The sequence below is a fragment of the [Clostridium] scindens ATCC 35704 genome, assembly GCF_004295125.1.
GTDB classification, from domain to species: Bacteria; Bacillota; Clostridia; order Lachnospirales; family Lachnospiraceae; genus Clostridium_AP; species Clostridium_AP scindens.
Window position 1 is genome coordinate 2,600,365 of record NZ_CP036170.1, and the last position, 24,562, is coordinate 2,624,926.

Annotated in this window: 29 protein-coding genes and 1 pseudogene; 25 read left to right on the forward strand and 5 right to left on the reverse strand. The window is 41.2% G+C overall.

Annotated elements, in window-relative coordinates:
- Positions 1–30: 30 nt before the first annotated feature.
- The 8 genes from HDCHBGLK_RS13440 to HDCHBGLK_RS20080 all read left to right on the forward strand — a co-directional run bounded on the left by HDCHBGLK_RS13440 (position 31) and on the right by HDCHBGLK_RS20080 (position 6,249).
- Complete coding sequence (locus HDCHBGLK_RS13440) at positions 31–465, forward strand: hypothetical protein (RefSeq protein ID WP_004608061.1); 435 nt, start codon at positions 31–33, stop codon at positions 463–465.
- A gap of 11 nt (positions 466–476) precedes the next feature.
- A complete protein-coding gene (locus HDCHBGLK_RS13445) occupies positions 477–1,694 on the forward strand; it encodes an ABC transporter permease (protein WP_004608062.1) in 1,218 nt (405 codons plus the stop codon).
- A 1-nt stretch (position 1,695) separates the two neighbouring features.
- Positions 1,696–3,135, forward strand: coding sequence for an ABC transporter permease (locus HDCHBGLK_RS13450; RefSeq protein WP_004608063.1), 1,440 nt, complete (start codon positions 1,696–1,698; stop codon positions 3,133–3,135).
- 16 nt (positions 3,136–3,151) lie between these two features.
- Positions 3,152–3,280, forward strand: coding sequence for a hypothetical protein (locus HDCHBGLK_RS19565; protein ID WP_004608064.1), 129 nt, complete (start codon positions 3,152–3,154; stop codon positions 3,278–3,280).
- Between the two features lie 254 nt (positions 3,281–3,534).
- Positions 3,535–4,206, forward strand: a complete 672-nt coding sequence (locus HDCHBGLK_RS13455; RefSeq protein WP_004608066.1) for an ABC transporter ATP-binding protein — start codon at positions 3,535–3,537, stop codon at positions 4,204–4,206.
- Positions 4,207–4,271: 65 nt separating this feature from the next.
- Entirely contained in the window at positions 4,272–5,711 is a 1,440-nt protein-coding gene (locus tag HDCHBGLK_RS13460; RefSeq protein ID WP_004608067.1) for an ABC transporter permease, read from the forward strand.
- Between the two features lie 156 nt (positions 5,712–5,867).
- Entirely contained in the window at positions 5,868–6,110 is a 243-nt protein-coding gene (locus HDCHBGLK_RS13465; RefSeq protein WP_009249223.1) for a hypothetical protein, read from the forward strand.
- The gene (locus HDCHBGLK_RS20080; protein ID WP_130574610.1) at positions 6,052–6,249 is read left to right on the forward strand and encodes a 2-hydroxyacyl-CoA dehydratase; all 198 of its coding nucleotides are present in this window, start codon (positions 6,052–6,054) and stop codon (positions 6,247–6,249) included. The genes HDCHBGLK_RS13465 and HDCHBGLK_RS20080 overlap by 59 nt, the downstream gene beginning before the upstream one ends.
- Positions 6,250–6,456: 207 nt before the next feature.
- Here HDCHBGLK_RS20080 and HDCHBGLK_RS13475 read toward each other — a convergent pair whose 3' ends face one another.
- Entirely contained in the window at positions 6,457–6,972 is a 516-nt protein-coding gene (locus HDCHBGLK_RS13475) for a YcxB family protein (RefSeq protein WP_004608070.1), read from the reverse strand.
- Between the two features lie 184 nt (positions 6,973–7,156).
- On the opposite strand from HDCHBGLK_RS13475, the gene HDCHBGLK_RS13480 reads away from it, so the two are divergent.
- The 12 genes from HDCHBGLK_RS13480 to HDCHBGLK_RS13535 all read left to right on the forward strand — a co-directional run bounded on the left by HDCHBGLK_RS13480 (position 7,157) and on the right by HDCHBGLK_RS13535 (position 17,711).
- Positions 7,157–7,789 (forward strand): recombinase family protein, encoded by a 633-nt coding sequence (locus tag HDCHBGLK_RS13480; RefSeq protein WP_004608071.1) that lies wholly within the window; start codon positions 7,157–7,159, stop codon positions 7,787–7,789.
- 404 nt (positions 7,790–8,193) lie between these two features.
- Entirely contained in the window at positions 8,194–10,962 is a 2,769-nt protein-coding gene (locus HDCHBGLK_RS13485; protein ID WP_233440685.1) for a hypothetical protein, read from the forward strand.
- A 17-nt stretch (positions 10,963–10,979) separates the two neighbouring features.
- Positions 10,980–11,612, forward strand: coding sequence for a BsaA family SipW-dependent biofilm matrix protein (locus tag HDCHBGLK_RS13490; RefSeq protein WP_004608073.1), 633 nt, complete (start codon positions 10,980–10,982; stop codon positions 11,610–11,612).
- An 11-nt stretch (positions 11,613–11,623) separates the two neighbouring features.
- On the forward strand, positions 11,624–12,235 hold the full coding sequence (locus HDCHBGLK_RS13495) for a BsaA family SipW-dependent biofilm matrix protein (RefSeq protein ID WP_009249220.1): 612 nt from the start codon (positions 11,624–11,626) through the stop codon (positions 12,233–12,235).
- 68 nt (positions 12,236–12,303) lie between these two features.
- Complete coding sequence (locus tag HDCHBGLK_RS13500) at positions 12,304–13,095, forward strand: BsaA family SipW-dependent biofilm matrix protein (protein ID WP_004608075.1); 792 nt, start codon at positions 12,304–12,306, stop codon at positions 13,093–13,095.
- A gap of 72 nt (positions 13,096–13,167) precedes the next feature.
- Positions 13,168–13,644 (forward strand): signal peptidase I, encoded by a 477-nt coding sequence (locus HDCHBGLK_RS13505; protein WP_233440687.1) that lies wholly within the window; start codon positions 13,168–13,170, stop codon positions 13,642–13,644.
- Positions 13,641–14,465: a BsaA family SipW-dependent biofilm matrix protein gene (locus HDCHBGLK_RS13510; protein WP_004608077.1), complete on the forward strand. Its 825-nt coding sequence runs from the start codon at positions 13,641–13,643 to the stop codon at positions 14,463–14,465. Before HDCHBGLK_RS13505 ends, HDCHBGLK_RS13510 begins: the two co-directional genes overlap by 4 nt.
- Before the next feature lie 10 nt (positions 14,466–14,475).
- Positions 14,476–15,165: a hypothetical protein gene (locus tag HDCHBGLK_RS13515; RefSeq protein WP_130574611.1), complete on the forward strand. Its 690-nt coding sequence runs from the start codon at positions 14,476–14,478 to the stop codon at positions 15,163–15,165.
- A 20-nt stretch (positions 15,166–15,185) separates the two neighbouring features.
- A complete protein-coding gene (mscL, locus tag HDCHBGLK_RS13520; RefSeq protein WP_004608079.1) occupies positions 15,186–15,593 on the forward strand; it encodes a large conductance mechanosensitive channel protein MscL in 408 nt (135 codons plus the stop codon).
- 12 nt (positions 15,594–15,605) lie between these two features.
- Positions 15,606–15,812 (forward strand): hypothetical protein, encoded by a 207-nt coding sequence (locus HDCHBGLK_RS13525; protein WP_004608080.1) that lies wholly within the window; start codon positions 15,606–15,608, stop codon positions 15,810–15,812.
- 243 nt (positions 15,813–16,055) lie between these two features.
- Positions 16,056–16,292, forward strand: a complete 237-nt coding sequence (locus tag HDCHBGLK_RS13530; protein ID WP_004608082.1) for a hypothetical protein — start codon at positions 16,056–16,058, stop codon at positions 16,290–16,292.
- 492 nt (positions 16,293–16,784) lie between these two features.
- Positions 16,785–17,711, forward strand: coding sequence for a cation diffusion facilitator family transporter (locus HDCHBGLK_RS13535; protein WP_039909965.1), 927 nt, complete (start codon positions 16,785–16,787; stop codon positions 17,709–17,711).
- A gap of 89 nt (positions 17,712–17,800) precedes the next feature.
- Here the strand turns inward: HDCHBGLK_RS13535 and HDCHBGLK_RS13540 are convergent, their stop codons facing one another.
- Complete coding sequence (locus HDCHBGLK_RS13540; RefSeq protein WP_004608085.1) at positions 17,801–18,700, reverse strand: metallophosphoesterase family protein; 900 nt, start codon at positions 18,698–18,700, stop codon at positions 17,801–17,803.
- 5 nt (positions 18,701–18,705) lie between these two features.
- On the reverse strand, positions 18,706–19,818 hold the full coding sequence (locus HDCHBGLK_RS13545) for a DUF4474 domain-containing protein (RefSeq protein ID WP_004608086.1): 1,113 nt from the start codon (positions 19,816–19,818) through the stop codon (positions 18,706–18,708).
- A gap of 135 nt (positions 19,819–19,953) precedes the next feature.
- On the opposite strand from HDCHBGLK_RS13545, the gene HDCHBGLK_RS19795 reads away from it, so the two are divergent.
- The 3 genes from HDCHBGLK_RS19795 to HDCHBGLK_RS13560 all read left to right on the forward strand — a co-directional run bounded on the left by HDCHBGLK_RS19795 (position 19,954) and on the right by HDCHBGLK_RS13560 (position 21,122).
- Positions 19,954–20,199 (forward strand): hypothetical protein, encoded by a 246-nt coding sequence (locus HDCHBGLK_RS19795; RefSeq protein ID WP_147574665.1) that lies wholly within the window; start codon positions 19,954–19,956, stop codon positions 20,197–20,199.
- A 97-nt stretch (positions 20,200–20,296) separates the two neighbouring features.
- The gene (locus tag HDCHBGLK_RS13555; protein ID WP_004608088.1) at positions 20,297–20,983 is read left to right on the forward strand and encodes a response regulator transcription factor; all 687 of its coding nucleotides are present in this window, start codon (positions 20,297–20,299) and stop codon (positions 20,981–20,983) included.
- Entirely contained in the window at positions 20,970–21,122 is a 153-nt protein-coding gene (locus HDCHBGLK_RS13560; RefSeq protein WP_233440689.1) for a hypothetical protein, read from the forward strand. Before HDCHBGLK_RS13555 ends, HDCHBGLK_RS13560 begins: the two co-directional genes overlap by 14 nt.
- A gap of 77 nt (positions 21,123–21,199) precedes the next feature.
- On the opposite strand, the gene HDCHBGLK_RS13565 is transcribed toward HDCHBGLK_RS13560, so the two are convergent.
- Positions 21,200–21,394, reverse strand: a complete 195-nt coding sequence (locus HDCHBGLK_RS13565; protein WP_004607984.1) for a hypothetical protein — start codon at positions 21,392–21,394, stop codon at positions 21,200–21,202.
- Positions 21,395–21,429: 35 nt separating this feature from the next.
- Complete coding sequence (locus HDCHBGLK_RS13570; RefSeq protein ID WP_039909242.1) at positions 21,430–22,611, reverse strand: IS91 family transposase; 1,182 nt, start codon at positions 22,609–22,611, stop codon at positions 21,430–21,432.
- 89 nt (positions 22,612–22,700) lie between these two features.
- On the opposite strand from HDCHBGLK_RS13570, the pseudogene HDCHBGLK_RS13575 reads away from it, so the two are divergent.
- Together HDCHBGLK_RS13575 and HDCHBGLK_RS13580 are read left to right on the forward strand one after the other, a co-directional pair.
- Positions 22,701–23,549, forward strand: a pseudogene (locus HDCHBGLK_RS13575) (sensor histidine kinase); the annotation flags it as partial.
- A gap of 77 nt (positions 23,550–23,626) precedes the next feature.
- Complete coding sequence (locus HDCHBGLK_RS13580) at positions 23,627–24,529, forward strand: sensor domain-containing diguanylate cyclase (protein WP_004604990.1); 903 nt, start codon at positions 23,627–23,629, stop codon at positions 24,527–24,529.
- Positions 24,530–24,562: the final 33 nt, after the last annotated feature.

The following is a 24,562-nucleotide window of genomic DNA, read 5'->3' on the forward strand; positions in this document are numbered from 1 at the left end:
ATTATTAATAAATACAGGAGGTTGAGTTTCATGAAAAAAAGAATAATGGTAATTATATTGGCGGCAACATTAGGGGCGGCAGTAATAACAGGATGTGGTGATAATACAGCTTCGGATACGGGGAAAAGCGTTGTGGATATGCTTTCTGAAGCAAATATGGTGGCTACAGTAGTAGATTTCTCTGAATCAGGATGTACTGTCATAAAGGGAACAGAATCAGAGGATGAGCAAAAACTGGCGTCAGCCGGGGGGGATGTTGATGACAAAAGTAAAATTAATGTTGTTTATAGCAATAGCGTGAGTTTCCAATTAGCCACCGCTACTGTCGGTGCAAGTGACGCAAACTTGGAGGATACAGGTAAGAGCGAATTAAAAAAGCAATCCAACGTATATCTTTATGGAACTTATCAAGATGACGGGACTTTCTTAGCAGACAAAGTAATTATTTATAGAACTCTCAGATAGAGGTGAACGGAATGGAATTTTATAAAAGGGCTATCCGGTATCTTGCCAGAAAAAGGTCAAAAACGGCTATCTTATTTTTGGTGTTGTTCGTTGCGGAAACCATGATTTTATGTACGGTTACGATATTGAGGGCTTCAGAGGAAGCCAAAAGCAGCCTGCAGGAAAAAACAAAATCAAAGGTAATCGCAGAAATTTCAGATAAGGACCATCTTATTACAACAGAGGATATCAATGCTATTTTTAATTTTGATGGCGTAAAGGATATCAATAAAATGGCAAAAAGTCAGTGCTGTCCGGTTGGGTTCCGTTTGTATACGGGAAACCAAGATTCAACAAAGGAGAATTCGCAGGCACAGGTTGTTAGTTATGACAGTCTCAGTGCAGATGGCCCGTTCGCCGAAGGGCAGATAAGGCTTATAAAGGGGGATTTTCCGGAAGATAAAAATGAAATAGTGGTAAACCAAAACCTTGCAGAGATGAACCAATGGGAATTGGGGGATACCGTGCTGCTGAAAAATGATGCCGGGGAAAAAATCAATGCCGTGATATCCGGGCTTTACCTATCGGGGACGGAATCGAAGCAGACCAAAAGCACCTTGGCTGTTTACCGGATAGAGAACACGATTTATGGGATGCCTGAACTGGCGCTGAAGCTGCAGAGACAAAAAGGATTTGAGAGTGCTTCTGTATATGTAAAAAACCCAGAGCAGCTTACCAGTATCGAGCAGCAGATATCCCGGAAACTGGGAAAAAAAGTGGAATTGACAAAATCTGATGTCCTATACAGGCAGATGGAACAGCCGCTTAAACAGGTGGTGCGCGTTGTGAAACTGATGCTGATACTTACCATAGGGACAGCAGCTATTGTTATCACACTTCTTTTATGTATGTGGATGCGCGCCAGGAAAAAAGAAACAGCAGTCTATATTAGTCTGGGTGAAAATAAAGGGACTATTTTTCTTCAGATACTTTTGGAAGGCCTTTTAGTGTTTTTTATGGCAACAGTCATCTCTGTCTTGTCAGGAAACTACATGGCCGAAGCCTTAAAAAAACTGCTGTTCACGGAAAACCAAATTTCTTCTGTTCCGTTAGAAATCGGCATCCGTGTAGCAGACATTGGATGGCTTGCAGTTGCCGGGGCAGGAATTTTATTGATAGCAGTAGGTATTTCATTGATTCCCATTTTGCTTGCGAATCCCAAAGATACTTTATCAGAAATGGAGGGATAGAATGAATATAATGCAGAGGGGATTTCGGTCCATAATCAGAAAACCCATAAAAAGTATACTCCTTTTGCTGGTGGTCGTGGTAATCAGCAGTTTCTTTATGGCTGGTCTTTCCGGTCAATCGGCAAATATTAAAACACAGGATGCAACACGACAGGCTGTTGGTGCTACTTTCAGGCTGGAGGAAAATGAAGCCAACCGGCACAAAAGAATAGACGAAGCGACAAAAATAATCGGTGAGGATAAAGAAGGGACATATGGCGGCTTTACGCAGAAACAATTGCCCAATGGCGCGTGGATGGGTAAAGCAGACAATTCATTTGAAACCATAAAACCGGAGGATGCCCAAAAGATTGCCGGAGTAGACGGGATTGAGGCTTATAACTTAATTACCGTATCGACACCCGTTAACCCGGTGAATTTCAAACGCATTGAGGATCCAGATGTAGACCAAAGCAGCGATCTCGGCGGCGTGAATGTGCGAGGAAACCGTATCATGGAAATGGACATGGATGTGGCATCCGGGAAAATCAAGCTCGTGGAAGGACGGATGATCAAAGAGAATGAAACCGATGTCTGCGTGGTTTCCGATGAACTTGCTAAGTTAAACAGCTTAAAGCCTGGGGATGAGCTTCAGTTTAATAACGCCAAAGACAAGGAAAACTCCCAGGAATACAGTGCAAAGATTGTAGGAATCTACAAGACGACACAGAAAATAAAGCCTGTGATGTCCGGTGACACCTACCGGTCGGAGAACACAATCTTTACAGACCTGCATTTTCCGGAGAAGGCGTCCGGAGAGGAGGGCAATCCCCTCTTCCAATATGCCATCTTCAAGGTGAAGGACGTGGATGCCTATGACCGCGTCAAAGCGGACATCCAGAAGGTGGATATTGGATGGGAGCGGTATGACCTGATAGACAACAACGGGAACATCAAGAGCATGGCTGAGAACTTCAATGACATGGAGAAAATCAGCAGGATGCTGCTGCTGTTAGTATCCTCAGCAAGCTTTATCATCTTGGTCCTGATTTTTCTGTTCTGGATGAAAAACAGGACACAGGAGATCGGGATACTGATGGCGCTGGGGGAAAGCAAGAAGCGGATATGGATGCAGTTCCTGGTGGAGGCATTATTGGTTGGGTGTATTGGGTTTGTCCTGTCGATGGGTGCATCCCCGTTCCTGTCAAAGGCGACAGCATCCTATCTGGCCCGCCAGACACAAGAGCAGGCAGAGGAGCAGGCAGAGGCTGATGCGGACAGCATATCAACAGACCGCGTTGCACCAGAACTGACAATGAAGGGAACTGAGATTGTAATAACTGGGAAAATGGTGGCGGCGGATGCGGCAGTTATAGTTACACTGCTATTTGTTTCAGTGTCGGTAGCTGGAATTACCATCATGAGAAAGAAACCAAAAGAGATCTTAAGTGAAATGAGCTAAGGGGAGGGGTGTTATAATGGCAGAGAAACAGAGTGAAAAGTCAATATTGGATATTCTGTCTTTTGACGCGGTGCTACAGGAAGCAGAGGAGATAGAAATCGGCCATATATGTCTGAGACTATATAGGATATTGAAAAAGCAATGAATGAATTAGGGATACACATAATGTTAAATGTTTATGAAGGGGCGGAGAATATGAATTGCCTTTTACGGCGAAGGCGATGGGCTAAAGGCTGATTTTGAGGCACAGCATAACGCACGGAACCAAAACCTTGATTATGCTATGGAAATTGTACAGCAGTTCATGTGGCAGCATAACATATGTCCGATGGTCATACTCAATGAAGATATCTGGAAGCTGGGAATGGGATTTGAATTTATAGATAGGAGAGAAAATACATGATATTAGAAGTCAGGAATGTGAACTATCATTATAAAGCGAATAAGGATAAAAAAATTCTGAATAATATTTCTTACTGTTTTGAAGAAGAAAATGTATACGCTATTTTGGGACCGAGCGGTTCCGGGAAAACAACATTTTTGTCGCTGCTGGCTGGCTTGGATGTTCCCGTATCCGGAAAAATTCTCTATAAAGGGGAAGATATTCAGAAAAAAGGCTTGAATCGCCATAGGAAGGAAAATGTTTCCCTGGTATTCCAGAATTACAATTTGATCGATTATTTAACACCAAAGGAAAATGTAATGCTTGGCGGGAAAGAAAACCCGGAAGAATTATTGACGGCAGTGGGAATCCCAAGTGGTGACTGGAACAGAAAAGTCTTACAGCTATCGGGAGGACAGCAGCAAAGAGTTGCGATTGCAAGGGCGCTGGCCAGCCCTGCTAAAGTATTGCTGGCGGATGAGCCCACGGGTAACCTTGATGAAAAAATTGCGGATGAGATTATTGGTATTCTACAGAAAAGCGCCCATGAGTTAGGAAAATGTGTGATAGTAGTTACCCACAGCAAAGCGGTTGCTGACGCGGCAGACATGGTAGTTAAAATCAGTTCGGGGGTCATCCAAGAGGTTAAAGATAATTTCTTTCAAAACGGCACCAACCAGCAAATATAAAATTTACGCAGTCAGCAATTTGGATTCAATCGTAGGCAAAAACCAATATTTTTAAGAGGAAGAAAATGATGAATGTGTTTCAAAGGGGAATCAGATCGATATTCAGAAAGCCTGTTAAGAGTATTCTTCTATTGATAGTGGTTGTGGTAATCAGCAGTTTCTTTATGGCTGGCCTTGCAGGGCAATCGGCAAATATTAAAACACAGGATGCAACACGCCAGGCAGTCGGCGCAACTTTCAGGCTAGAAGTAAATGAGATGAACAGTCAGAAAAGAGGCGAAGAAGCTAGCAAAATTCTTGGAAATAAGGAAGGAGAATATAATGGATATGTGCAGAAGCAGATGCCTGATGGGGCATGGCTTTCAACAGGAGATAATTCTTTCTACACAATCAGACAGGCTGATGTCCAAAAGATTGCCGAAGTAGATGGAATTGAAGCCTATAACTTAATTACCGTATCGACACCCGTTAACCCGGTGAATTTCAAACGCATTGAGAATCCAGACGTAGACCAAAGCAGCGACCTTGGCGGCGTGAATGTGCGGGGAAACCGTATCATGGAAATGGACATGGATGTGGCATCCGGGAAAATCAAGCTCGTGGAAGGACGGATGATCAAAGAGAATGAAACCGATGTCTGCATGGTTTCCGAGGAGCTTGCTAAGTTAAACAGCTTAAAGCCTGGGGATGAGCTTCAGTTTAATAACGCCAAAGACAAGGAAAACTCCCAGGAATACAGTGCAAAGGTTGTAGGAATCTACAAGACGACACAGAAAATAAAGCCTGTGATGTCCGGTGACACCTACCGGTCGGAGAACACAATCTTTACAGACCTGCATTTTCCGGAGAAGGCGTCCGGAGAGGAGGGCAATCCCCTCTTCCAATATGCCATCTTCAAGGTGAAGGACGTGGATGCCTATGACCGCGTCAAGGCGGACATCCAGAAGGTGGATATTGGATGGGAGCGGTATGACCTGATAGACAACAACGGGAACATCAAGAGCATGGCTGAGAACTTCAATGACATGGAGAAAATCAGCAGGATGCTGCTGCTGTTAGTATCCTCAGCAAGCTATATCATCTTGGTCCTGATTTTTCTGTTCTGGATGAAAAACAGGACACAGGAGATCGGGATACTGATGGCGCTGGGGGAAAGCAAGAAGCGGATATGGATGCAGTTCCTGGTGGAGGCATTATTGGTTGGGTGTATTGGGTTTGTCCTGTCGATGGGTGCATCCCCGCTCCTGTCAAAGGCGACAGCATCCTATCTGGCCCGCCAGACACAAGAGCAGGCAGAGGAGCAGGCAGAGGCTGATGCGGACAGTATAACTACAGACTATGTCGCACCAGAGCTGACAATAACGGGTACGGAAATTGTAATAACTGGAAAAATGATTGCAACAGATGTTCTTGCAATCATCGGTCTGCTGTTATTTGCTGTATCAATTGCAAGCATTTCTATTATGAGGAAGTCACCCAAGGACATCTTAAGTGAAATGGGTTGATAATTATATAGAAAAAGTCACTTTTACAGATAAAAGGACACATTTTGCAAAAGAGATACCAACTTTTCGCTTTAAACAACCTCTTTTGTTTGAAAACTGGATTTTACTAGGACAAATTGATAAAATGTTAACAATAAGATAAAGGAGATGGGCAAGATGCAGAATCAAGTAAGTGACTATATTAAAAAGATAAAAGATTTATTGATGGCAAGTAAAAATTATTCAAATATGAATGAAGGTGGAAAACCGGGAGCAGTCATTTATATTCCGTCTGGTGATTATCATCTTCGTACACAAGTAGTGATTGATATCAGTTACTTGAAAATTATGGGTTTAGGACATGGTTTTGTATCTTCCAGTAGAGGTACTGCTTCAGGCATGCCACACCTTTGCCATTGAAGCCGATAGTGTGAAAAGTTATATAACAGAGAAGAAACAGATTCCATATATGACAATTACCACAGACTATTCTATTTCCGATCAAGGGCAGATAGATACCAGAATTGGAACTTTTATTGAGCTTCTTCAAAGTTGCTAAAGCTTTATTGTTTTCCCGGCTCGTGGTTTCACAACAGAAATTTGGGGAAAACATACATCTGTTTTTTGTTTTAATTTCTTTGTATCTATGTTACGGGATATAGGTGGGAATGCGTCATCAAAATGCTTGCTGTTCCTAACCATATGAGTTTCATTGTTATGTTTCCCTTTCCCGTAATACGTTTTTCCTTGTTTTAACAGCAGGATATTATTGTGGTAAATTACAGGCTAATAACCGAAGCAATTCATCTTTTTCTTCATTTGTCAAATCGTTCTTATCAATCAAAATCATTTTGTTGTCTTTCCTTTTAACATAGATATATTCTCCGAAAGTGCCATATTCTTTGAACGCATTCCAATAATTTATGCTTTCTCCAATGTTAGAGATAATTGTTATTCCATTAGTATCAAAGGTATATTCAACTATTCCGGAACGGAAAGACTTATCCAATAATTTTTCTGACTTTTTTAAGACATATCTTTGGAAATCTTTTGCTGTATATCCCAAAATAGCAATAAAAATTCCAAGAAGCAGTAAAATGATTCCAGAGGTATAGGAGGCTTTTGTGCAGTAGTATATACCAATAATAATTTCAAGAATACTCAAAATATAACAAATAGGTTTTAGTTTTTGCCTCTTTCGGATATTTCCTTTGCTTTCCAATGCAATGTTAATGGCAGCATCTTTCTTTTCCTCACTTAAATCCATTTTATATTTAATCATAAAAGGTTTACCTCCATATGTAATCTGTGATTCATTTTATGAAGTTATTGTATCATAACTGATTTCTAATGGCGCTAAATTTTTTTTGATATTTGAAATGTTACATAGTTAATATCCAGAAATTTCCGATAGAGTATACACATTTCTTTATGAAATAATATATATTTCAGGAGGTGTGAAACAGATGAAAAAAAATTATGGATACGCAAGAGTATCAAGTATCAGCCAAAATATAGATAGGCAGATAGTAGCATTAAAAGATGTTGGGATTCATGATGAATATATATTCGTAGACAAACAGTCAGGAAAAGATTTTAATCGGCCTAATTACAGGAAGCTGGTAAAGAACCTGAATGAGGGTGATTGTCTCTACATAAAGTCTATTGACCGATTGGGAAGAAATTATGATGAAATTATAGATCAGTGGCGATATCTCGTTAAGCATAAACATATAGACATTGTAGTTTTGGACTTACCTTTACTGGATACCCGAAACAAGGACAACGAAATCACTGGAAAGTTCATATCCGACATAGTTTTACAAATATTATCTTATGTAGCGCAGATGGAACGTGAAAATATCAAACAGCGCCAAGCCGAAGGGATTAGAATTGCCAAAGCACAAGGAAAACACTTGGGAAGACCAAAACTAAAACCACCAAAACAATTTTCAAAAGTATTTAACTTATGGTATTCAGGGAAAATTACAAAAGCGGAAGCATCCAGACGCTTAAATACAAATCCTCATACGTTTGCACGATGGGCGAAAGAACACGAAAACACCCAATTTTTGTTAAAAAATAATGAAAAAAGGTAGGCTTTTTTTCATAGTTGGAAAAATAGTATTTTTCTGTCATATCGTTGTAATTATACTGCAAAACCCATATGTACCATCTCTATACCAGATTATATTACATGACTGAAAAAATGTCTACCTTTTTTCAATGGTAAATACTGCCAACCTAATGGCTGTCTAAAAAACGAAGAAAGGAGTGTAGATGTGTGAAGATTGTAAAAAGCCTTCGCCGAAAGTCTCTTATGTTCTTTTTACTGACAGCAGTCATCGTATCGTCTATTCCTTTGGGAAGTACATATGCCACAGAAACAGATGGCCTGCCGGAAAGTGAAAATCCCTATCATGTAGAGATTTTACCATCCGAGGATAATTCCTATGAGGGAGAGACACAGGCAAATTTTACGGTAAAGGTAACTTACTCCGGCGTGGATGTTATCCAAAAGGAATCGGTACATCTGGAAACCATAATATCAGATTCTGTGATTGCTTCCTTCAATACAGAAGCACTTTCGGAGAGACGACTGAATTCTTCGGAATTTACAGGAAATTCTGAATGGGAAGAATCATATAGTATCTCCCTCCCGGCACTGGAAACAGATACCGAGGCTGATTATATGGTTATGCTAAAAGATGGAGAGGACAACATTCTTGCATCGTCAAATCAAAGGTTTACCGTCAAGAAATCAGGAGCGGATATGTGGGATACCTATGCAAATGAAAGCGGAGAGGAAGAAGTATCACCGAAATCAGAGGGAGCATCATCTGCAAATGCTTTGAGAAGTTATACAGCAATCACAGGAACACTGCCAAACGGAATTTCAGGGCTGGATAAACTTTATTATGGAAGTGTTGAAAAAGATGATACCGCTCCATTCCATAATGCGAACGAGTTACAGGATATCTTGGAAAACAGTGATGAAACTTATGCAAGAGAAATCTGGAAAAAATATCAGTATGACCTGTATGACCCGAATTTCAGCGGTAGAGGTGGATGCGGTGCTTTGCTTACGCCTTCTGGTGAAAAGTATTCAGAGAAGAACCTGATAAAATACCCGGATGACAGACCGGACTATGCAGATGAATTACTGACGAGTACGAATCATGAATATCCAAAGGATGGCGACAGTCCTTTTCATGCAAATGTGAAATCACAGATAGATGCAGTAAAAGACGGTACACTGGTAAATGGGGCGTTGGTAGAGAATGACGAAAGTGCATTTGAAAACCTTACAAAGACAGCATCACCAGACATCGGAGATTCTAATACCAGTCGTGAGTATACGGTGGATTTAAAAGCGACACCGAATCTGAAACAAGTCAAGCCAACGGTACTGCTATTCCAGATACAGACCAGCTGGCAGATGTTCGATTTGATACATGCCAATGACAGGGCGTCACTGGTAAACAAGAATGAAGTCACAAAAGAATTGTTATCTCTCTATGAGATGAAGCAAGGATTCCTTGATTTCATTGAGTGGATGCAACAGTACACAGATGGAAGTCTGATGATCGGAATAACGAATTACCAGCATGGTGGCAGCAATTCCATGTTTGGAGCACCATATTTTACGAACAATACAAATAACATTACAGAAGGTCTTTATGGCTGGGACAGTTTTGGGGATTGTGAACACATTCACTATACCAATAAAGCATTGGCAGATGCAATGAAAGAACTAAATCAGGCAAGTAACTTTGCTAATTGGGCAGACAATAAAGGGAACCTAATCTATCAGGATGCAGAAATGATTTCCGTTATCGTAGGTGGCGCGTGTGAAGCAAAGGATTTGAAGACGGGGAGCACCAAACTGCCAGCAATACCCGACGGGGTTTTAAAATGTCAGTACGGAATCCGCACCAATAGCGGAACTGCCTATGGAAAAAATATGCTGGGTGACATGATATCATGGATGGATTACGAAGCTCAGGGGAGCGGAGAGAAGGGTGATGCTCCAGCGTTTGAAACAGGGGAATACTATAAAGATGTTGTTACAAGAGATCAGTTCTTTGAGACATTGAAATCTATCTATGCAGATGCGCAGGCAAAAGCGCCAAATATGCAAAAAGTAACTGATGTGAAGGTCGAAGATACCATCACGGCTGAATTTAAAGTGGATAAATCGAACATCAAGGCTTTTGTAGGCGGAGAAGATATTACATCGAAAGCTAAGATTACTGTGGAAGAACAAGCAAATGGAACAACAAAAGTCACCTGCAATTTTGGGACAGTGGAGCACAGCAAAGAAGTACATCTTCAAATTCCGGCACAAGCAAAGAGTAACTATATTGGAAGCAATAATGTTTATACTAATACAGGAACACCAGTGATATCTTATAAGGGACGTGTTAACAGTTCAAAAACTTATACACAAAATTTTACGGATAACCCGGCTGTTAATGTGCCAATCAGACTGACTGTTGCTGACGGACAGCGTATAGACCTTGAACCGGGACAGAGTGTTGATTTGGCAGACCTTGCAAAAGATACTACAACGAACGAGTTGATAACAAAAACTGTAGAAGATTCTTTAGGTGATTATGCGCAGATTGAAGGAACGTTAACTTATCAATGGGTAGATACTGATGGAAACCCGATAGGAAATTCGGCAACGTCTATCATAGATAGTGGTAACCGTGTTCCTCCAACGATTCCATCCTATATAGTTCATGTAACAGAGAACGATATTGGGAAGAGTGAAACATATAAATTAAAGGTGACATTCACTCCAGCAGATGTCAAAGAGGAAACAACTTCAAAAGTCGCTGTAAGCGCACAATCACAAACTGGAGATGTTGGAATTAGTGTTTCACAGAAACCGGTTGGAAGAGTTCGTATCAAGAAAATGATTGACAACTATGATAACACTCTTGCAAATGATGAGTTTATGATGAGGATAAACAGTGTAAGCGGAACTGCTGTTTCTTCACAGGTCGTATTAAAACATAACGAAACCAGCGGATATGTTGAAATCAAGGAGCCTACATGGCTAAATATCGTGGAAATCCTGCCTATGGAGTATTCTTTTATAGAAATCACGATAGAGGGTACGGGAGCAGATACCGCCGATATTAAAAACGGCCAAGTCTATGTGGAGCGTGGTGACGATATAACCATAACTGTACATAACAAATATTCGTGGAATCCTTTCTTCCATACATTTGATTCCATTATGAATGTATTCAAGAGAACATAAGAAAGGAAGGATGACATATGAGCAGGGTAAGAAAAAAACTATGGGTGGTGTGTGGCTTATCAGTTCTGCTAGTCATTGGAACAACCTTGGCTGTGTGGCATCAGCATATCCAGCACACGAATCATCTGGAAGCAGATACCATCAAAGCACAGGTCGTGGAGAATTTTACGCCGAGTGAGCCAAAGGATACCGTCACAAAGGATGTATCTTTTAAAAACGAAGGGACTACAGATGTTTTCGTCAGGGTAGCATATGTAGAGACTTGGGAAAAAAAGGACAAAAACAACGAAACCATGCTGTTAAGCAATCAGTTAAGTGGAAAGGATGTGGCTACAAAGAACTGGACAGACTCCTTTTCTGCTGACTGGCAGGATGGAGGGGATGGCTGGTTTTACTATAAATACGTCCTTCCAGCTGGCGGAAGCACAGCAAAAATTCTAAACAATGTCACGTTCCCGGATTATATGCAGGAAGCATATCAGAACTATGGAGATGCGGACTACTCTCTGTATTTCAAAGTAGAGATGCTACAGGCAAGCACAGGGGATGCAACGTTGAATAAAGATACGGTTAATCAGGAAGCGTCACAGACTGTGTTTGGAAAATCTGCAGATGTAGACTATAAAACCAATGCTGTGACATGGCAGTAAGGAGGTCGAAGATGAAAAAAATATCAAAGAAAATCCTCCTGCTTGTCGGCGGATGCGCCGTATTGGCGGTATCGTGTATTTTGGCTTACTTTTCCAGCAGTATGCCGGTAACAAACCCATTCTCTATAGGACAGGCAAACATATATCTGGACGAGACCTTTGACGTAGATGATAAATGGGTTCCGGGAGAAGAAAAGCAAAAGGAAGTTGCATTTGGAAATGACGGAGATGTAGATGTTGTCATCCGTGCCAGATTCACACCAGAGCTGATTTTGAAAAACGGAACAAAAGTAACCGATGCAGAAGTCTTAAATGGATTTCAGTTAAATTATTCTGAAAGTTTTGAGCAAGAGTGGGAAAAGCATGACGATGGCTGGTACTACTATAAAAATGTGCTGAATCCAAAAGAGAGAACAAAGCAGACGCTGGTATCTGTCACGATGAACAAAAACATCAGCAATGATATTCATGGAAATAAGACCGATTATTCTGGCGCAGGTATGGATGTAGATATTGAATGCGAATCCATCCAGACGACCGTCTCAAAAGACAGCAGTGATTTGCAGAACTGGGATTCATACCCGGTAATCAGTGGAACAGATGTTTCATGGGTAAAAAAATAATCTGTTAGAAATAACAGTTTATTTTATAAAAACTAAAAATATTTATATACCGTAGGAGGAACAAAATTATGAAGAACAAAAAATTAAAAGCAATCGCAGGATTAGTAGCAGTTGCAGTCATCGGAGGGTCATTAGCATATTTCAATCAGACAATGACTGTAGAAAACCCGTTTGATACAAATAAGTATTCATCAGAACTCGTGGAAACATTTAATCCGGGAGATGGTGATGACTGGCAGCCGGGAGCAACTGTAAACAAAGATATTCAGGTTGACAATACGGGTGACTATGATGTTATCGTTCGTGTAAAATTTGATGAAACATGGACAAGAAAAGGCGGTAATAGTGCATATGTAAAAAATACTGGAATTAATGATTCAACAAGTCAGACAGATGAGACGGATGGTTTAGTGACAGGCGATTACTCTGTTGTAAAGAAAAACTTATTAAACGCTGACAAATGGTTCTACAATACTAAAGATGGTTACTACTACTATTTAGACAACTTAAAAGCAGGTCAGAATACAGGTACATTCCTTGACAGCGTAAAACTGATTGATAATGCAGATATGGGCAAATATGAGGTCATTAAATATTATACAAGTGCAGATAATAAGCCGGCTGATGATGTGATCGGAGATGATGCGTCTACTGGATGGAAAGTATATACTGGAGAAGTGCCAGCTGATGCTAAACACACAAGAACAGTGACTAAACTTGTAAACGGTTGTGAAGGATATGCAGATTCTGATTATAAACTGACTATTACAGCACAGACTGTACAGGCTTCAAAAGAAGCCGTTAACGGTGTATTCGGATTAACAAGTGTAACAGGTTCAAATTGGACTTTAGCTGAATAACAGATTACAGGATTACATATAGGGAGTGCTGTTATTGGCACTCCTTATTTTGGTAGAAAGATGATGAATTTGATGCGAAGAATTTTTAATATCCTTTCATGGCTTGTCATCGTGGTTATCATCGGCTATATTGCTGTTGCATCCCCAATGCTGTTTGGAAACCGTCCGGTAGTGGTTCTTACAGGAAGTATGGAGCCGTCTTATCCGGTCGGAAGTCTGACATATTATCATCCGGCAACATTTGAGGAAATCAAAATTGGTGATGTGATTACTTTTAAAGCCGGAGACAGCCTTGTGACACACCGTGTGGAAGAAAAGAATGAACTGTCCAGAAACTTCATCACGAAAGGTGACAACAATGAGACGCAGGATATCAACCCGGTGGAGGAAGCTGACCTTATCGGGAAGACAAGCACGATTGCCATTCCCTATCTTGGCTATATCGTAAGCTATGGAAAAAATATCTTGGTGATTATCGTTATGGGAACGATACTGCTCATCAGCCATCTTTTGGATACTCTGGACAAGAGACAAAGGGAGGAAGCATGAAAAATAAAGTATGGAATAAGAAATATCTGTTTACATTCGCTTTCCTATGCATTTTCCTCATTGGCGGTGTCTTCGCCTACTGGACACAAGAACTACAGGTACGCAATGAATTTAAGACGGCAAAGTATGATACAACGATTGTAGAGGAATTTACGGCACCTTCTGAATGGCTGCCGGGCCAAGAAGTCAATAAGGATGTGTCTGTCCGAAATAAAGGAACGATTCCAGTCTTTGTGCGTGTTTCTATCCATCAAAAATGGGTTCGCAGGGAAGATGTTTATGATGGTGAAGGGAAGCCAATATCGCCGCTGAAAGGGGAAACTATTCCTTTAACCTTTGAGACCGGGAACGGCTCAGCCTATGCATCTCAAGTGACATGGGGCAACGATGTGGTTGTGCTGTCCAGCGGAAAACAGGGAGATATTGACTTAGGAATTCCTTCCGTGGATACGATTAGGGATGCCAAAGGGAAATGGCTCTTATTGACCGATAAGGTGGATGAGGAAGGAAACCTCCATTTCTATTATATTGGTAATATTCAGCCGAATACAGATGCTCCCCGGCTTGTAGACGCTGTAACCATGCACCCTGCAATTGAACCGGAAATCAAGGGTGAAAAAGTGTGGTATGACGGTTCTGACAATAAGGTGACACAGGAAATCAAAAATACAACATACGGCTATGAAAACGCAAGGTATACAATGACGGTCAGTGCAGATACCGTACAGGCGACATCCGGTGCAGTAAAAGCAGTATTCGGTAATGAAGATAATGCAAAGGATGTCATAGCATATCTGGCAGAGTATGAAGTCATGGAATAGGAGGGATGGTATGAAAAAGGGAAAAATAGGGGCAAGCCTGTTGCTGTTCATACTTCTTTTAAGCACTGTCATCCCTGTCTATGCTGATGAAAAAGTAAAGAAGCTTTATTTTGAACAACAGAATGGAACAATGGTATGGAATGCTGATAAAGGTTCAAATGGAAACTGGTTCATGAGTTTTACGAACATGGTTCCGGGAGAATCTTATCAGGACAGTCTGGTGATTGAAAATGGTTCTTCAAAGACTTATGAACTTTATTTTCAGATTGTCCCTTTAGAGCAGGCAGAATTAAAAGATGAACTGCTGGAAAAGATACAGATGACAATCATGCAGGACGGAAAGCAAATCTACAAAGGGAATGCCACGGGAGAGCCTGGCACAAAAGATTTACAGAATATTGTACCTCTGGGAACTTATACACCTGCTAAGGAATCAACGTTAGTCGTTGAACTGACACTGGATGGAGACATTGGGCTGGAATACTGTGACCTTCTGACACAGATTGACTGGAAGTTCATGGTGAAGGAAAAGGTGGATTCTAAGGATACACCGGTTACGGAAATCAAACCGCCCAAAACAGGTGATACGACCAATACGGGACTATGGATATTTGTTGTGATAGGTTCAATGACCGTGATGGGCGTAGTAAATGTATTCCGGCACAGGAAAGAGACTGCTGAAAAACAGTTAGAAAAATAATATCGAAAGTAGGGAAAGGTTTGAAAGCGTTTATCAAAGAATTTAAGGAATTTATCAGCCGTGGGAGTGTGCTGGACATGGCAGTTGGTATCATCATAGGAGGTGCTTTTACAAGTATTGTAAAGAGTCTGGTCGATGATATTATCAATCCTCTTTTAGGTCTTTTTGGCGGAATGAATTTTGACCTGCTTACAATCAGTTTAGGAAAAGACGTAGTTTTATATTACGGCAGATTCTTAACGGCTGTCATCAACTTTCTGATTATGGCACTGATTGTTTTCGCCATCATAAAAGTAATCAATCGTTTCACCGCAAGGTGGAAAAATCAGGAAATACCAAAAAAAGAAACAAAGATTTGTCCATACTGTCAGAGTGAGATACATATTGATGCAAGAAAATGCCCGCACTGTACATCGGCAATTCAATGAGAGGGACAGTCTATGAAAGATATTTTTGAGGATATGAGGAAAGCACTTGGTTTGGACTACATTTCAGATATTCCGTTGGACAGAAATAAAGAATATATCAGAATAGTGCTGAAAAGTCTTCCTATGGATGCTTATTCTGAGAAAGAGGTAGAAGAATTTAAAAAATATGCTTTTCAAAAACGGATGATAGGAAGTCGATACCTAAAAAACGATACTTAATGCAGTAATGCATGGATCGAATACAATCATGGATAAGAAAATACTGGAAATGAATAGAGAAAGCTCGTACAAGAAACGGTTTTGTACGGGCTTTTTTGACGTACTCCATTTTGCGAATAAAATCCGCTGTTCTTCTGTCCATACAGTAGAATTATCTTCTGTGAAAAATTGGATTAATGCAATACTAAATGCGCTACCTGCATTGCCCTTCAAGAATTTCCTGTTCTAGAGAAATGCATTTATATGGATAAACTTAGCGGGAAAGATTTTAACAGGCCACAATATCAGAAACTTCTGAAAAAATGCGGTCCGGCGACTGCTACCAGATACGTTGATTTGATGTTACAGAAGATTCAAAAAGGTGAATTTGATGCAACAGATATCATAACCCATACGCTTTCTTTAGAAGAAGGAAGCCACGCTTACAGTATTTTTGATAAAAAAGAGGATAACTGTATTAAAGTTATTTTAAAGCCATGATATAAGACGCTTAATTTACCCGGCTGAAGGCGATGGTTGGAACAAGAAATCTAGATGACAGCGTTCAAGAAGAATTTGCGGGAGATAATAATACAACGAGAAATGAAAATCAGAAAACAGAGGATAATATGGCTCATTTCCTAAATTTAATGTCCCAGCCGCAAATTAATAGCATGTCTGTTCATGTGCTCCTTGGGATTAGCGCTACTGACGCTGAACGACAGCCTTCGTCCGGCATTAGGCGATATCATCCGTCTTGGCGTGCCGATTTGCTATGCTTTTGACCTGTTTTTTTGCTGGCGAGGTACTTACTTCCCACGGTTATGTGGAAATGGCATTATTATGTTGTTTTAGTAGCGAATGTTAAGGAAACTGCATAGAATAAACCATGGATGCTAAAATGCGAGAACATCAGTGGGACTGTTGTATGTTCCATAGGTGTGTTTGCTATACTTATGGATGGATCAATCTCAAAATAGGGAGGATTCTTATATGACAGCCAGCAAAGACATTTTGGCAGATAGATATTTGGCTAAATCGTCTATTCATGAAAATGCAATCATTAAAAAAATATCTTTGGTCAGCATTGTCGGAAATATTATTCTTTCTGGATTTAAATTGTTTGCGGGGATTTATGGCCGCTCGGGAGCAATGATTTCCGATTCCATTCATTCTATGTCAGATGTAATTACCACATTTATTGCTTTTTTAGGAGTTAAAATATCAAAAAAGCCTGCGGATAAAGAGCATCCTTATGGACATGACCGGCTGGAGTGCGTAGCCGCGCTGCTTCTCGGAGCCATTCTTCTAGTTACCGGTATTGGCATTGGAAAAGCAGGGATGCAGAATATTATCGCTGGAAATTATAATACTCTTGCAGTTCCCGACATGATAGCACTTGTTGCGGCGATTCTGTCAATTGTTGGAAAAGAGGCTATGTACTGGTACACAAGGTATTATGCCAAAATCATTGATTCTGCGGCATTTATGGCGGATGCATGGCATCATAGATCGGATGCTTTTTCTTCCGTTGGCTCTCTGATTGGCATCAGCGGCGCAATGCTTGGCTTTCCGGTGCTGGATTCTGTAGCCAGTGTTGTAATATGCTTATTTATATTGAAAGTCTCGTGTGATATATTGTGGGATGCTGTAAGGAAGATGCTGGACACTGCCTGTGATGCGGACTATGAGAAAAAACTGGCGGATTACATCAGCTCTCAGGAAGAAGTAATTCGTGTTGATTTGCTCCAATCCAGAATGTTTGGGAATAAGGTGTATATAGACCTGGAAATTGCGATAGAAGGCGACAAGTCTCTTCGTACCGCCCATTTCATTGCCGAGCAGATTCATGACAAGGTAGAGAAAGCCTTTCCCGAGATCAAGCACATTATGATACATGTAAATCCGGCTGGGAACTGATTGTTATATCTGTAAGGAGCAGAAGTAGAAATAGTAAAAGTTCCGAGGATGGTGATACATCATCTCCCGGAACTTTTAAAGTTATTTTATTACTTTTTAAAATAGTCAGATATAGGAACCGGGCCTTCCAAGATTTCTCTCTCCACGGATAGATACCGGTCTCTTCCAGAACGTACAGACCATTTTATTAAGGTTATATGATTATTTTCTATTTCAATGCCAGTGATACACCGGGGATGCACACAGCTTCCCGTGTTAAAATAATTTCCCTCTTTCGGTTGTGAAAACACGGGTCTGTGCGTGTGGCCGGCGATCAGAATTGGGTAGTGCTCCTGCGCATAAGACGATAGTTTTTTTTCTACGCGTTCCTTTGCTTTCCTGGGGCGCCCAGCACCTGTGGGATCTAAAAAGCCTACTAATTCAAGATGACGCCATATATATCGTACCAGGAACCTTGCTACAGGCCACAGCGTGTCATTTAGGAGGTCGCCCTGATGTCCATGGACCAGGAATAGTTCCTCTTTTTTGCAAATATTTTCTAGAATCAGGCCTTCAGAAGCGGTTTCAGTCAAGAGAACTTTTTCACACCGGGATGACTCGCAGTAATAGGTGCCACAGTGACGTTCCATATAACCTTTCCTTCGTTTTACAATGTCGTGATTGCCATACAGTAGATGGAGCCTGCCTGACTTGTTAAATTCAGAGAGTATCCAAAAGATGTCGCTGTGTACCTCGACAATGGTTTTTAGCTGCCTGTTTTCCCACAATTCATCTCCGTCACCCAGTTCAATATAGGTAAAGCCCTTCTGATAATAATATTGCAGGGCTCCGAAACAGACTGTCTGATTTGCCAGGAAATTATCTCCCGCATTTCCCTGGCCACGGTGGCAGTCGCTCATAAGAATCAGTTTCGAATCAGAATCAAAAGGGAGTACCTGGGCGTGCTGGTATATCTCATCCAGTCTTTTTGGTGTCGAGACAGCCTTCATGGGAACTACCTCCTTGTGCTATCATCAAAGTCGCAGTTGTGAGCATGGCTGCAGTACTGCCTGCAAGGATCGCACCGTGGATTTGACGGATGGGGCCTGCAAGGATGGCATGGACATACAGGAGGGCAAGGCGGATCCGGATGTGGTTCTGGCGGCGGGGGCGGCAGCGGATTCGGGGTTGGATGAGGCGGGCGGCCCTCCAGCCATTCCTTTATCCATTCAAAAGCGTCGTAAACGCCTCTTGTGTAAAGCGAGTCAATAAATAATTTATAGAGTTCTGGAACCATAGCCTTTATATATTCCAGTTTGTCGAGGGTCTGGCTGTATTTGGCTGTGGTGAATTCATATAATCTGCAATTATTACTGTTTATCTGCTGTACTAAGGCTTCAGCAGCCTCATTTCGTGACAGAGGCTGTGGGGAATGAGGGGCAGCATAATGAATAGATACGGTCTTTCTTCCTGAGGAATATTCCTTTTTGGTGTATCCGATTTCGATTAATGCCTTTAGGAATGCATCTTTCATACCCTGATCCGGGAATACGATTTTTGCATCCATAGTCAGCATATCCGTATCAGAAAATTGTCCTAATTTAAATCCTGTAAGCCACCAATGCATGGCACTGCGTTTTAGTATGACTTTTCCATTTCTGCGCAGTACAAATGAAAGATTAAGCATTTCTTCATTTCCGATATTTTCATAAAAAGTGCCTTTAAATTCGTCTGTATCCACATCTTCGCGGATTGTATTATATACTCCGATTTCTCCTCCAGTCGTGATTCCATACTGGCCTTTCCAGAGTTCGATAAGCCAGCGCTTTCCCCTATAGGAGAAAGTAATTGGTTCACAGTCCATAATCATATTAAACAGCGGGGCTGCCTCATCATAGAGGCGACAGTATCCTACTTGTCTCTGCCAGCAGTTCATAAGGGAATAAAAATAATCGCCTTTTATTTCGTAAGCAAAACCAGTTTCTTTAAGATCGGCATTTAATTCCCTCTGCTGGCGTAATTTATCGGGATCCGGATGGAATCGATGGCTTCGAATCCGCCAGATTATAAGAACTACAATTACAGCAGCGAGAATAGCCGCCCCAATTATTAATAATATTGTGGGCATGATAAGCGTCCTTTCTTTTCATGTTAATATATTCTATTCTTCGTCATTTTTTTTGTGAAAACGACTGGCTAAGTCTAGGTTTTACAGAGGGTAGCAGACTGCAAAAATGGACAATAAAAGGCAGCAGACAAAACATTGCCTGTTATGGAAACACCTCCGCAAATCAGTAAAAACGTAAGCATGACCATGATGGGAAGCCATACAGAGTCTATCGGCAGACCGAGGGATATCGCTTTTATCAGTTTGATTCCCTGGGTCAATGGCAGTAAATCAGATGCGCCCACCATCATGCCAATGCTGAATGTGGTACCGCCAGGAGCAAAGCCTATCAGAAGAAAATTCTCTATGTCCACAAGAATTCAAATTAAGATATTAATATAGAGGATGTTTCAGACACTTTGGCAAAAAAATAAAAGCGAGAGTGGAATTTATTCTGCATTATGTTATACTAAAAAGATCAGAGGAATGGAGAGATTAAATGAAACGAATTTTTTTGGTCGAGGATGATAAAGAAATTGCCAAGAACCTTGCGCTTTTGCTTCGCACGGAAGGATTTAACGTTACCCACGCCTCCTCGCAGAGCGAAGCCATATCCGTTCTTGACGGAAACAGGTTTGATCTGGCGCTGGTAGATATTTCCCTGCCGGATGGGAATGGTTTCACGGTCTGTACGGAGATTAAGCAGGCGCAGAATATTCCTGTTATTTTTCTTACGGCTTCCGGAGATGAGGCAAGCGTGGTAACAGGGCTTAATATGGGAGCGGATGACTATATTATCAAGCCTTTCCGCCCACGCGAGCTGACCGCGCGGATTCGTACGGCCTTGCGGAAATACGGACACTCGCCAGCGGCTTTTGAGATGTGCGATCTACATGTGGATACCGCCAGCGGCGTTGTAAAAAAAGGCGGGCGGGAGGTCTTTTTATCCGCCTTGGAATATCGGCTGCTGCTTATATTTATTAACAACCCTAATGTGATCATCACGCGGGACCGGCTGTTGGACGAATTGTGGGACGCGGCAGGCGAGTTCGTTAATAACAATACCCTTACCGTTTACATTAAGCGTCTGCGGGAGAAGATTGAGAATGATCCCGGAAATCCGCAGATCATTCTCACCGTCCGGGGGACAGGATACCGGCTGGGAGGTAGTTATGTTTCGGAATAGAGAAATACGGTGGTTTGCTGTTTTATTTATTTTTATTACCGCGACCTCAGCTGCGGCAGGATTTGCCATCCATCCGGCAGCAGGGATACTGACCTTTGTTTCTGCCGCTGCTTTTGGAGTGGCATTTTTTGCTTTATAGGAAAGTTCTCCTTTCGGAGAACTTGGGGACTAAAATAGCCCGCTCAAAAGCGGGCATAGTGAATCAGACGGTTTGGATTAAAAGATGTAAAAGCCCTCTTCACCAAAATCGTCATCATCAAGGTTATCAAATTCATGTAAGAAATAATCCATATCCAGAAGTTCGTCGTCACTCATGTCATGGACTTCTTTAGAAGTCATACCTTCTGGTGGATTTTTAATGTACTGTTCCCTTAGTTCCTTTGCGAGTTCTGCTTCTGTTATACGTTTCATAGTGTGGCCTCCGTTCTTAAGATATATTGAGTTTATCATGAGAAAAGAGGTTTTGGAAGATATGAAAACGAGGCAGGCGAACGACATCTATGTTTTTGCATAGCCTTTTCGTATAATTCATGCAAAGGAACAGGATTATGATTAAAATATAGTTCTAAAAATAGCATGGTTTTTCCACAGTTCGGACATTTTAAAGGATCGTAACCAAAAGAATGTAAGATTGAATCACGCCACCTATTGAGTGAAAGAAAAAAGTTATGTTTTTCTCTGGAAATGGCTTTTCGTAAAAAATTGTCAGAATTACGGTGACGAGCGTAAATACCATAATAGCGAATCATTTTAAAATGTTTTTCAGGGATGTGTTGTGTTAAGCGGTCAATGAATTCCAAAACAGGAACAGTTTCTGTAATAAGTTTATTGTCTTCATGACGGTTGTAATGGAAGGTGACAAAATCACCATCGTAAGAATCAATGCGAGAAGTAGCAATAACAGGTCTGCCAAGATAACGACCGATATATTTGATAACCTGAGAAGGATTACACTTGTTAGGCATGGCGCGAACATAAAAACCATTTTTATCTTTTGCATAGATAGCAGATTTTACTTTTTTGAAAGCTGGACCTATTTTTTGATGGAGTTCATTTAAAAGAGCAGTTTGGAACGCATCACGTAAAAAATGATAGTTAAAATGTTTGAAGTGTCGCCAGGAAAGAGTATTACCAACACCACCTTCAGAAACAAGGCAGTGAATGTGAGGATTCCATTTTAAATCTCTGCCAAAGGTATGAAGGACGCAAATAAATCCAGGAGTAAATAATTCAGATTTATTTTCTTTATGGAACATACGAGAAATCACGCTGTTGACTGCCGAAAAAAGGCAGTTAAGAAGAGAACGGTCTTTAAGAAAAAAAGGCCGCAAAGAATCATCAATGGTAAAAACACAATGCCGATGTTGTACATCAATAATCTTAAAAGACATAGCAGTAGTTCTGTCAATGGAATACATGTTACCACAAGTTGGACAGAAGCGAGAATGACAACGAAAAGCAGTAAATTTGAAATTACCACAATTGGGACAAATATACATGGCGCCACCATAAGATGGATCGCCACAATGAATCATTTTTTCTACATTCTCAACAATAGCATCACGAGGATGTTGAAGATAAATCATTTCTTCATAATGTTCGATAAAAATTTTTTGTAAGATATTCATAAGACCATTATGAAGCAAAATGAAGCAAAAAGAAACCCCTATCCCTCATGATTGAGGGGCAGGGGAGTTGAAGTGTCGAAGACACTATTTTTATGTTTACCAAATCTCGGTATAAAAGCATAGCTCAGATATCAGAACAGATCGATCTGGTGCTTCATAATGCGGATCATCTGTTTGTCAGCGAGGCCCAGGAAGGCGAACTATCCATTCTGCAAAGCGAGATCACCAAGATGACCCTGCGTATCCGGGAGCAGAATAATGCGCTGAAAGGGGAGAAGAAGCATCTTGCTGATTCGCTTGCCGATATTGCACATCAGCTTCGCACGCCGCTTACTTCTGCTAATCTGATCCTGTCGTTGCTTAAAAATACTTCTGATGAGAACGAGAGGAAGAATCTGCTGCGGGAAGTGGAAGGCTTGTTCGTGCAGATGGACTGGCTGGTTACATCCTTGCTGAAACTTTCCCGGCTGGATGCAGGCATCGTTGTATTCCAGCGTGAACAGATGGACGTCGGTAATCTGATAGATGCCTCTATCCGTCCATTGCTCATATCCATGGAACTGCATAATATTGACTTACAGACAGAGATACCGGAAGGGGTAGTCATAGAAGGGGATTCAGGGTGGCTTTCAGAGGCAATCCAAAATATCCTTAAAAACTGCATGGAAAGTGCAGGTGACAACGGGAAGATTGAAATTATGTGCGAGGATAATGCGCTGTTTACCGAGATCACTTTGCATGACAGCGGGCCAGGCTTTGAAAAGGAAGATCTGTTCTGTCTGTTTGACCGGTTCTATCGTGGGAAAAATGCGGGCGCGGTAGGCTATGGAATCGGACTGGCGCTGTGCAAGACGATTATCAACCGTCAGGGAGGCACCATTGCCGTAAAGAATCATCCGCAGGGCGGCGCAGTATTTTCCATTCGTTTTTCAAAGTGATGAATTTATATATGAAATGTCTCCCATAATGGCTGTCGATTTGCTAGAATATATTTAAAGAGAGGATATAAACAGATATGGATGAGATAAATCGTTACAAAGAGCGGCTGCAGATTGCATTGACAGCGGCAAAGATATGTATTTTCGAAGTTGATCTTTTACAGCAGCTTTACACCTATTTTGAAAATGCGGAAGTTATTTTTGGCATTTCAGGTGAAAAGATATTAAAAGATGTGCAGCCTTTTAGCAAGCTGGAGCCGGTAGAATACCGAAAAGCGGCAAGCGCGTATTTTTCGCATCCGGAGGACGAAGCGGTGATAGAGAAGGCCTTCAAGGATATCCTAAGAGGCAAAGAATCAACCTATGAAGCACGCATGAGGGCTGGAGGATCAGGATATGTGTGGTGCAGGATCCACGCAACGCCTATCATAGAAAATGGAGTACCGGCAAGGATGGTAGGCGTGATCGCAGATATCTCTGATCTTAGAGAACAGACGGAAAATCTGAAAAAGGCCGTTAATATGGATGCATTTACTGAATTATTTAACAAGGAGTATGCAATCGGCCTGATAAGCGAGATTTTAAGGAAAAGCAAGGATTTAAATCATGCTCTGCTCATATTAGATATTGATAATTTTAAAAATTATAATGATACCTTTGGCCATAGCGAGGGGGATAAGGTTATCAAGGCAGTATCCAGAAAGATAAGAGATACATTTCGGGAAACGGATATCATGGGCAGATTCGGAGGCGATGAATTTATTCTTTTGGTTAGGGATATCAAAAACATGCAGTGGCTTAACCGCAAGTTATCCGATCTTACATGCTTTCAAGTGGGAGATATTACTTGCACTACCAGCATTGGCATCTCACTATTCCCGCAGGATGCAGCGAGATTCAAGGAATTATTTGCAAAGGCCGATGCCGCATTGTACCAGGCGAAGGCGCAAAAGGGAATTTTCATATATTATCATGAGTAACAGCGGCAATTCTAAGGAGGGCCTGTTCTTTTT

Bases quoted from the DNA above. Each gene is read 5' to 3' on its own strand.
- HDCHBGLK_RS13460 (WP_004608067.1), top strand. From the start codon at position 4,272: ATGATGAATGTGTTTCAAAGGGGAATCAGATCGATATTCAGAAAGCCT.
- HDCHBGLK_RS13515 (WP_130574611.1), top strand. From the start codon at position 14,476: ATGAAAAAGGGAAAAATAGGGGCAAGCCTGTTGCTGTTCATACTTCTT.
- HDCHBGLK_RS13445 (WP_004608062.1), top strand. From the start codon at position 477: ATGGAATTTTATAAAAGGGCTATCCGGTATCTTGCCAGAAAAAGGTCA.
- HDCHBGLK_RS13525 (WP_004608080.1), top strand. From the start codon at position 15,606: ATGAAAGATATTTTTGAGGATATGAGGAAAGCACTTGGTTTGGACTAC.
- HDCHBGLK_RS13560 (WP_233440689.1), top strand. From the start codon at position 20,970: ATGTTTCGGAATAGAGAAATACGGTGGTTTGCTGTTTTATTTATTTTT.
- HDCHBGLK_RS13480 (WP_004608071.1), top strand. From the start codon at position 7,157: ATGAAAAAAAATTATGGATACGCAAGAGTATCAAGTATCAGCCAAAAT.
- HDCHBGLK_RS13570 (WP_039909242.1), bottom strand. From the start codon at position 22,611: ATGAATATCTTACAAAAAATTTTTATCGAACATTATGAAGAAATGATT.
- HDCHBGLK_RS13500 (WP_004608075.1), top strand. From the start codon at position 12,304: ATGAAGAACAAAAAATTAAAAGCAATCGCAGGATTAGTAGCAGTTGCA.
- HDCHBGLK_RS13490 (WP_004608073.1), top strand. From the start codon at position 10,980: ATGAGCAGGGTAAGAAAAAAACTATGGGTGGTGTGTGGCTTATCAGTT.
- HDCHBGLK_RS13555 (WP_004608088.1), top strand. From the start codon at position 20,297: ATGAAACGAATTTTTTTGGTCGAGGATGATAAAGAAATTGCCAAGAAC.
- HDCHBGLK_RS13455 (WP_004608066.1), top strand. From the start codon at position 3,535: ATGATATTAGAAGTCAGGAATGTGAACTATCATTATAAAGCGAATAAG.
- HDCHBGLK_RS13440 (WP_004608061.1), top strand. From the start codon at position 31: ATGAAAAAAAGAATAATGGTAATTATATTGGCGGCAACATTAGGGGCG.
- HDCHBGLK_RS13450 (WP_004608063.1), top strand. From the start codon at position 1,696: ATGAATATAATGCAGAGGGGATTTCGGTCCATAATCAGAAAACCCATA.
- HDCHBGLK_RS20080 (WP_130574610.1), top strand. From the start codon at position 6,052: ATGGTTTTGTATCTTCCAGTAGAGGTACTGCTTCAGGCATGCCACACC.
- HDCHBGLK_RS13540 (WP_004608085.1), bottom strand. From the start codon at position 18,700: ATGAAGGCTGTCTCGACACCAAAAAGACTGGATGAGATATACCAGCAC.
- HDCHBGLK_RS13510 (WP_004608077.1), top strand. From the start codon at position 13,641: ATGAAAAATAAAGTATGGAATAAGAAATATCTGTTTACATTCGCTTTC.
- HDCHBGLK_RS13565 (WP_004607984.1), bottom strand. From the start codon at position 21,394: ATGAAACGTATAACAGAAGCAGAACTCGCAAAGGAACTAAGGGAACAG.
- HDCHBGLK_RS13495 (WP_009249220.1), top strand. From the start codon at position 11,624: ATGAAAAAAATATCAAAGAAAATCCTCCTGCTTGTCGGCGGATGCGCC.
- HDCHBGLK_RS13465 (WP_009249223.1), top strand. From the start codon at position 5,868: ATGCAGAATCAAGTAAGTGACTATATTAAAAAGATAAAAGATTTATTG.
- HDCHBGLK_RS19565 (WP_004608064.1), top strand. From the start codon at position 3,152: ATGGCAGAGAAACAGAGTGAAAAGTCAATATTGGATATTCTGTCTTTT.
- HDCHBGLK_RS13535 (WP_039909965.1), top strand. From the start codon at position 16,785: ATGACAGCCAGCAAAGACATTTTGGCAGATAGATATTTGGCTAAATCG.
- HDCHBGLK_RS13545 (WP_004608086.1), bottom strand. From the start codon at position 19,818: ATGCCCACAATATTATTAATAATTGGGGCGGCTATTCTCGCTGCTGTA.
- HDCHBGLK_RS13580 (WP_004604990.1), top strand. From the start codon at position 23,627: ATGGATGAGATAAATCGTTACAAAGAGCGGCTGCAGATTGCATTGACA.
- HDCHBGLK_RS13505 (WP_233440687.1), top strand. From the start codon at position 13,168: ATGCGAAGAATTTTTAATATCCTTTCATGGCTTGTCATCGTGGTTATC.
- HDCHBGLK_RS13475 (WP_004608070.1), bottom strand. From the start codon at position 6,972: ATGATTAAATATAAAATGGATTTAAGTGAGGAAAAGAAAGATGCTGCC.
- HDCHBGLK_RS13530 (WP_004608082.1), top strand. From the start codon at position 16,056: ATGGATAAACTTAGCGGGAAAGATTTTAACAGGCCACAATATCAGAAA.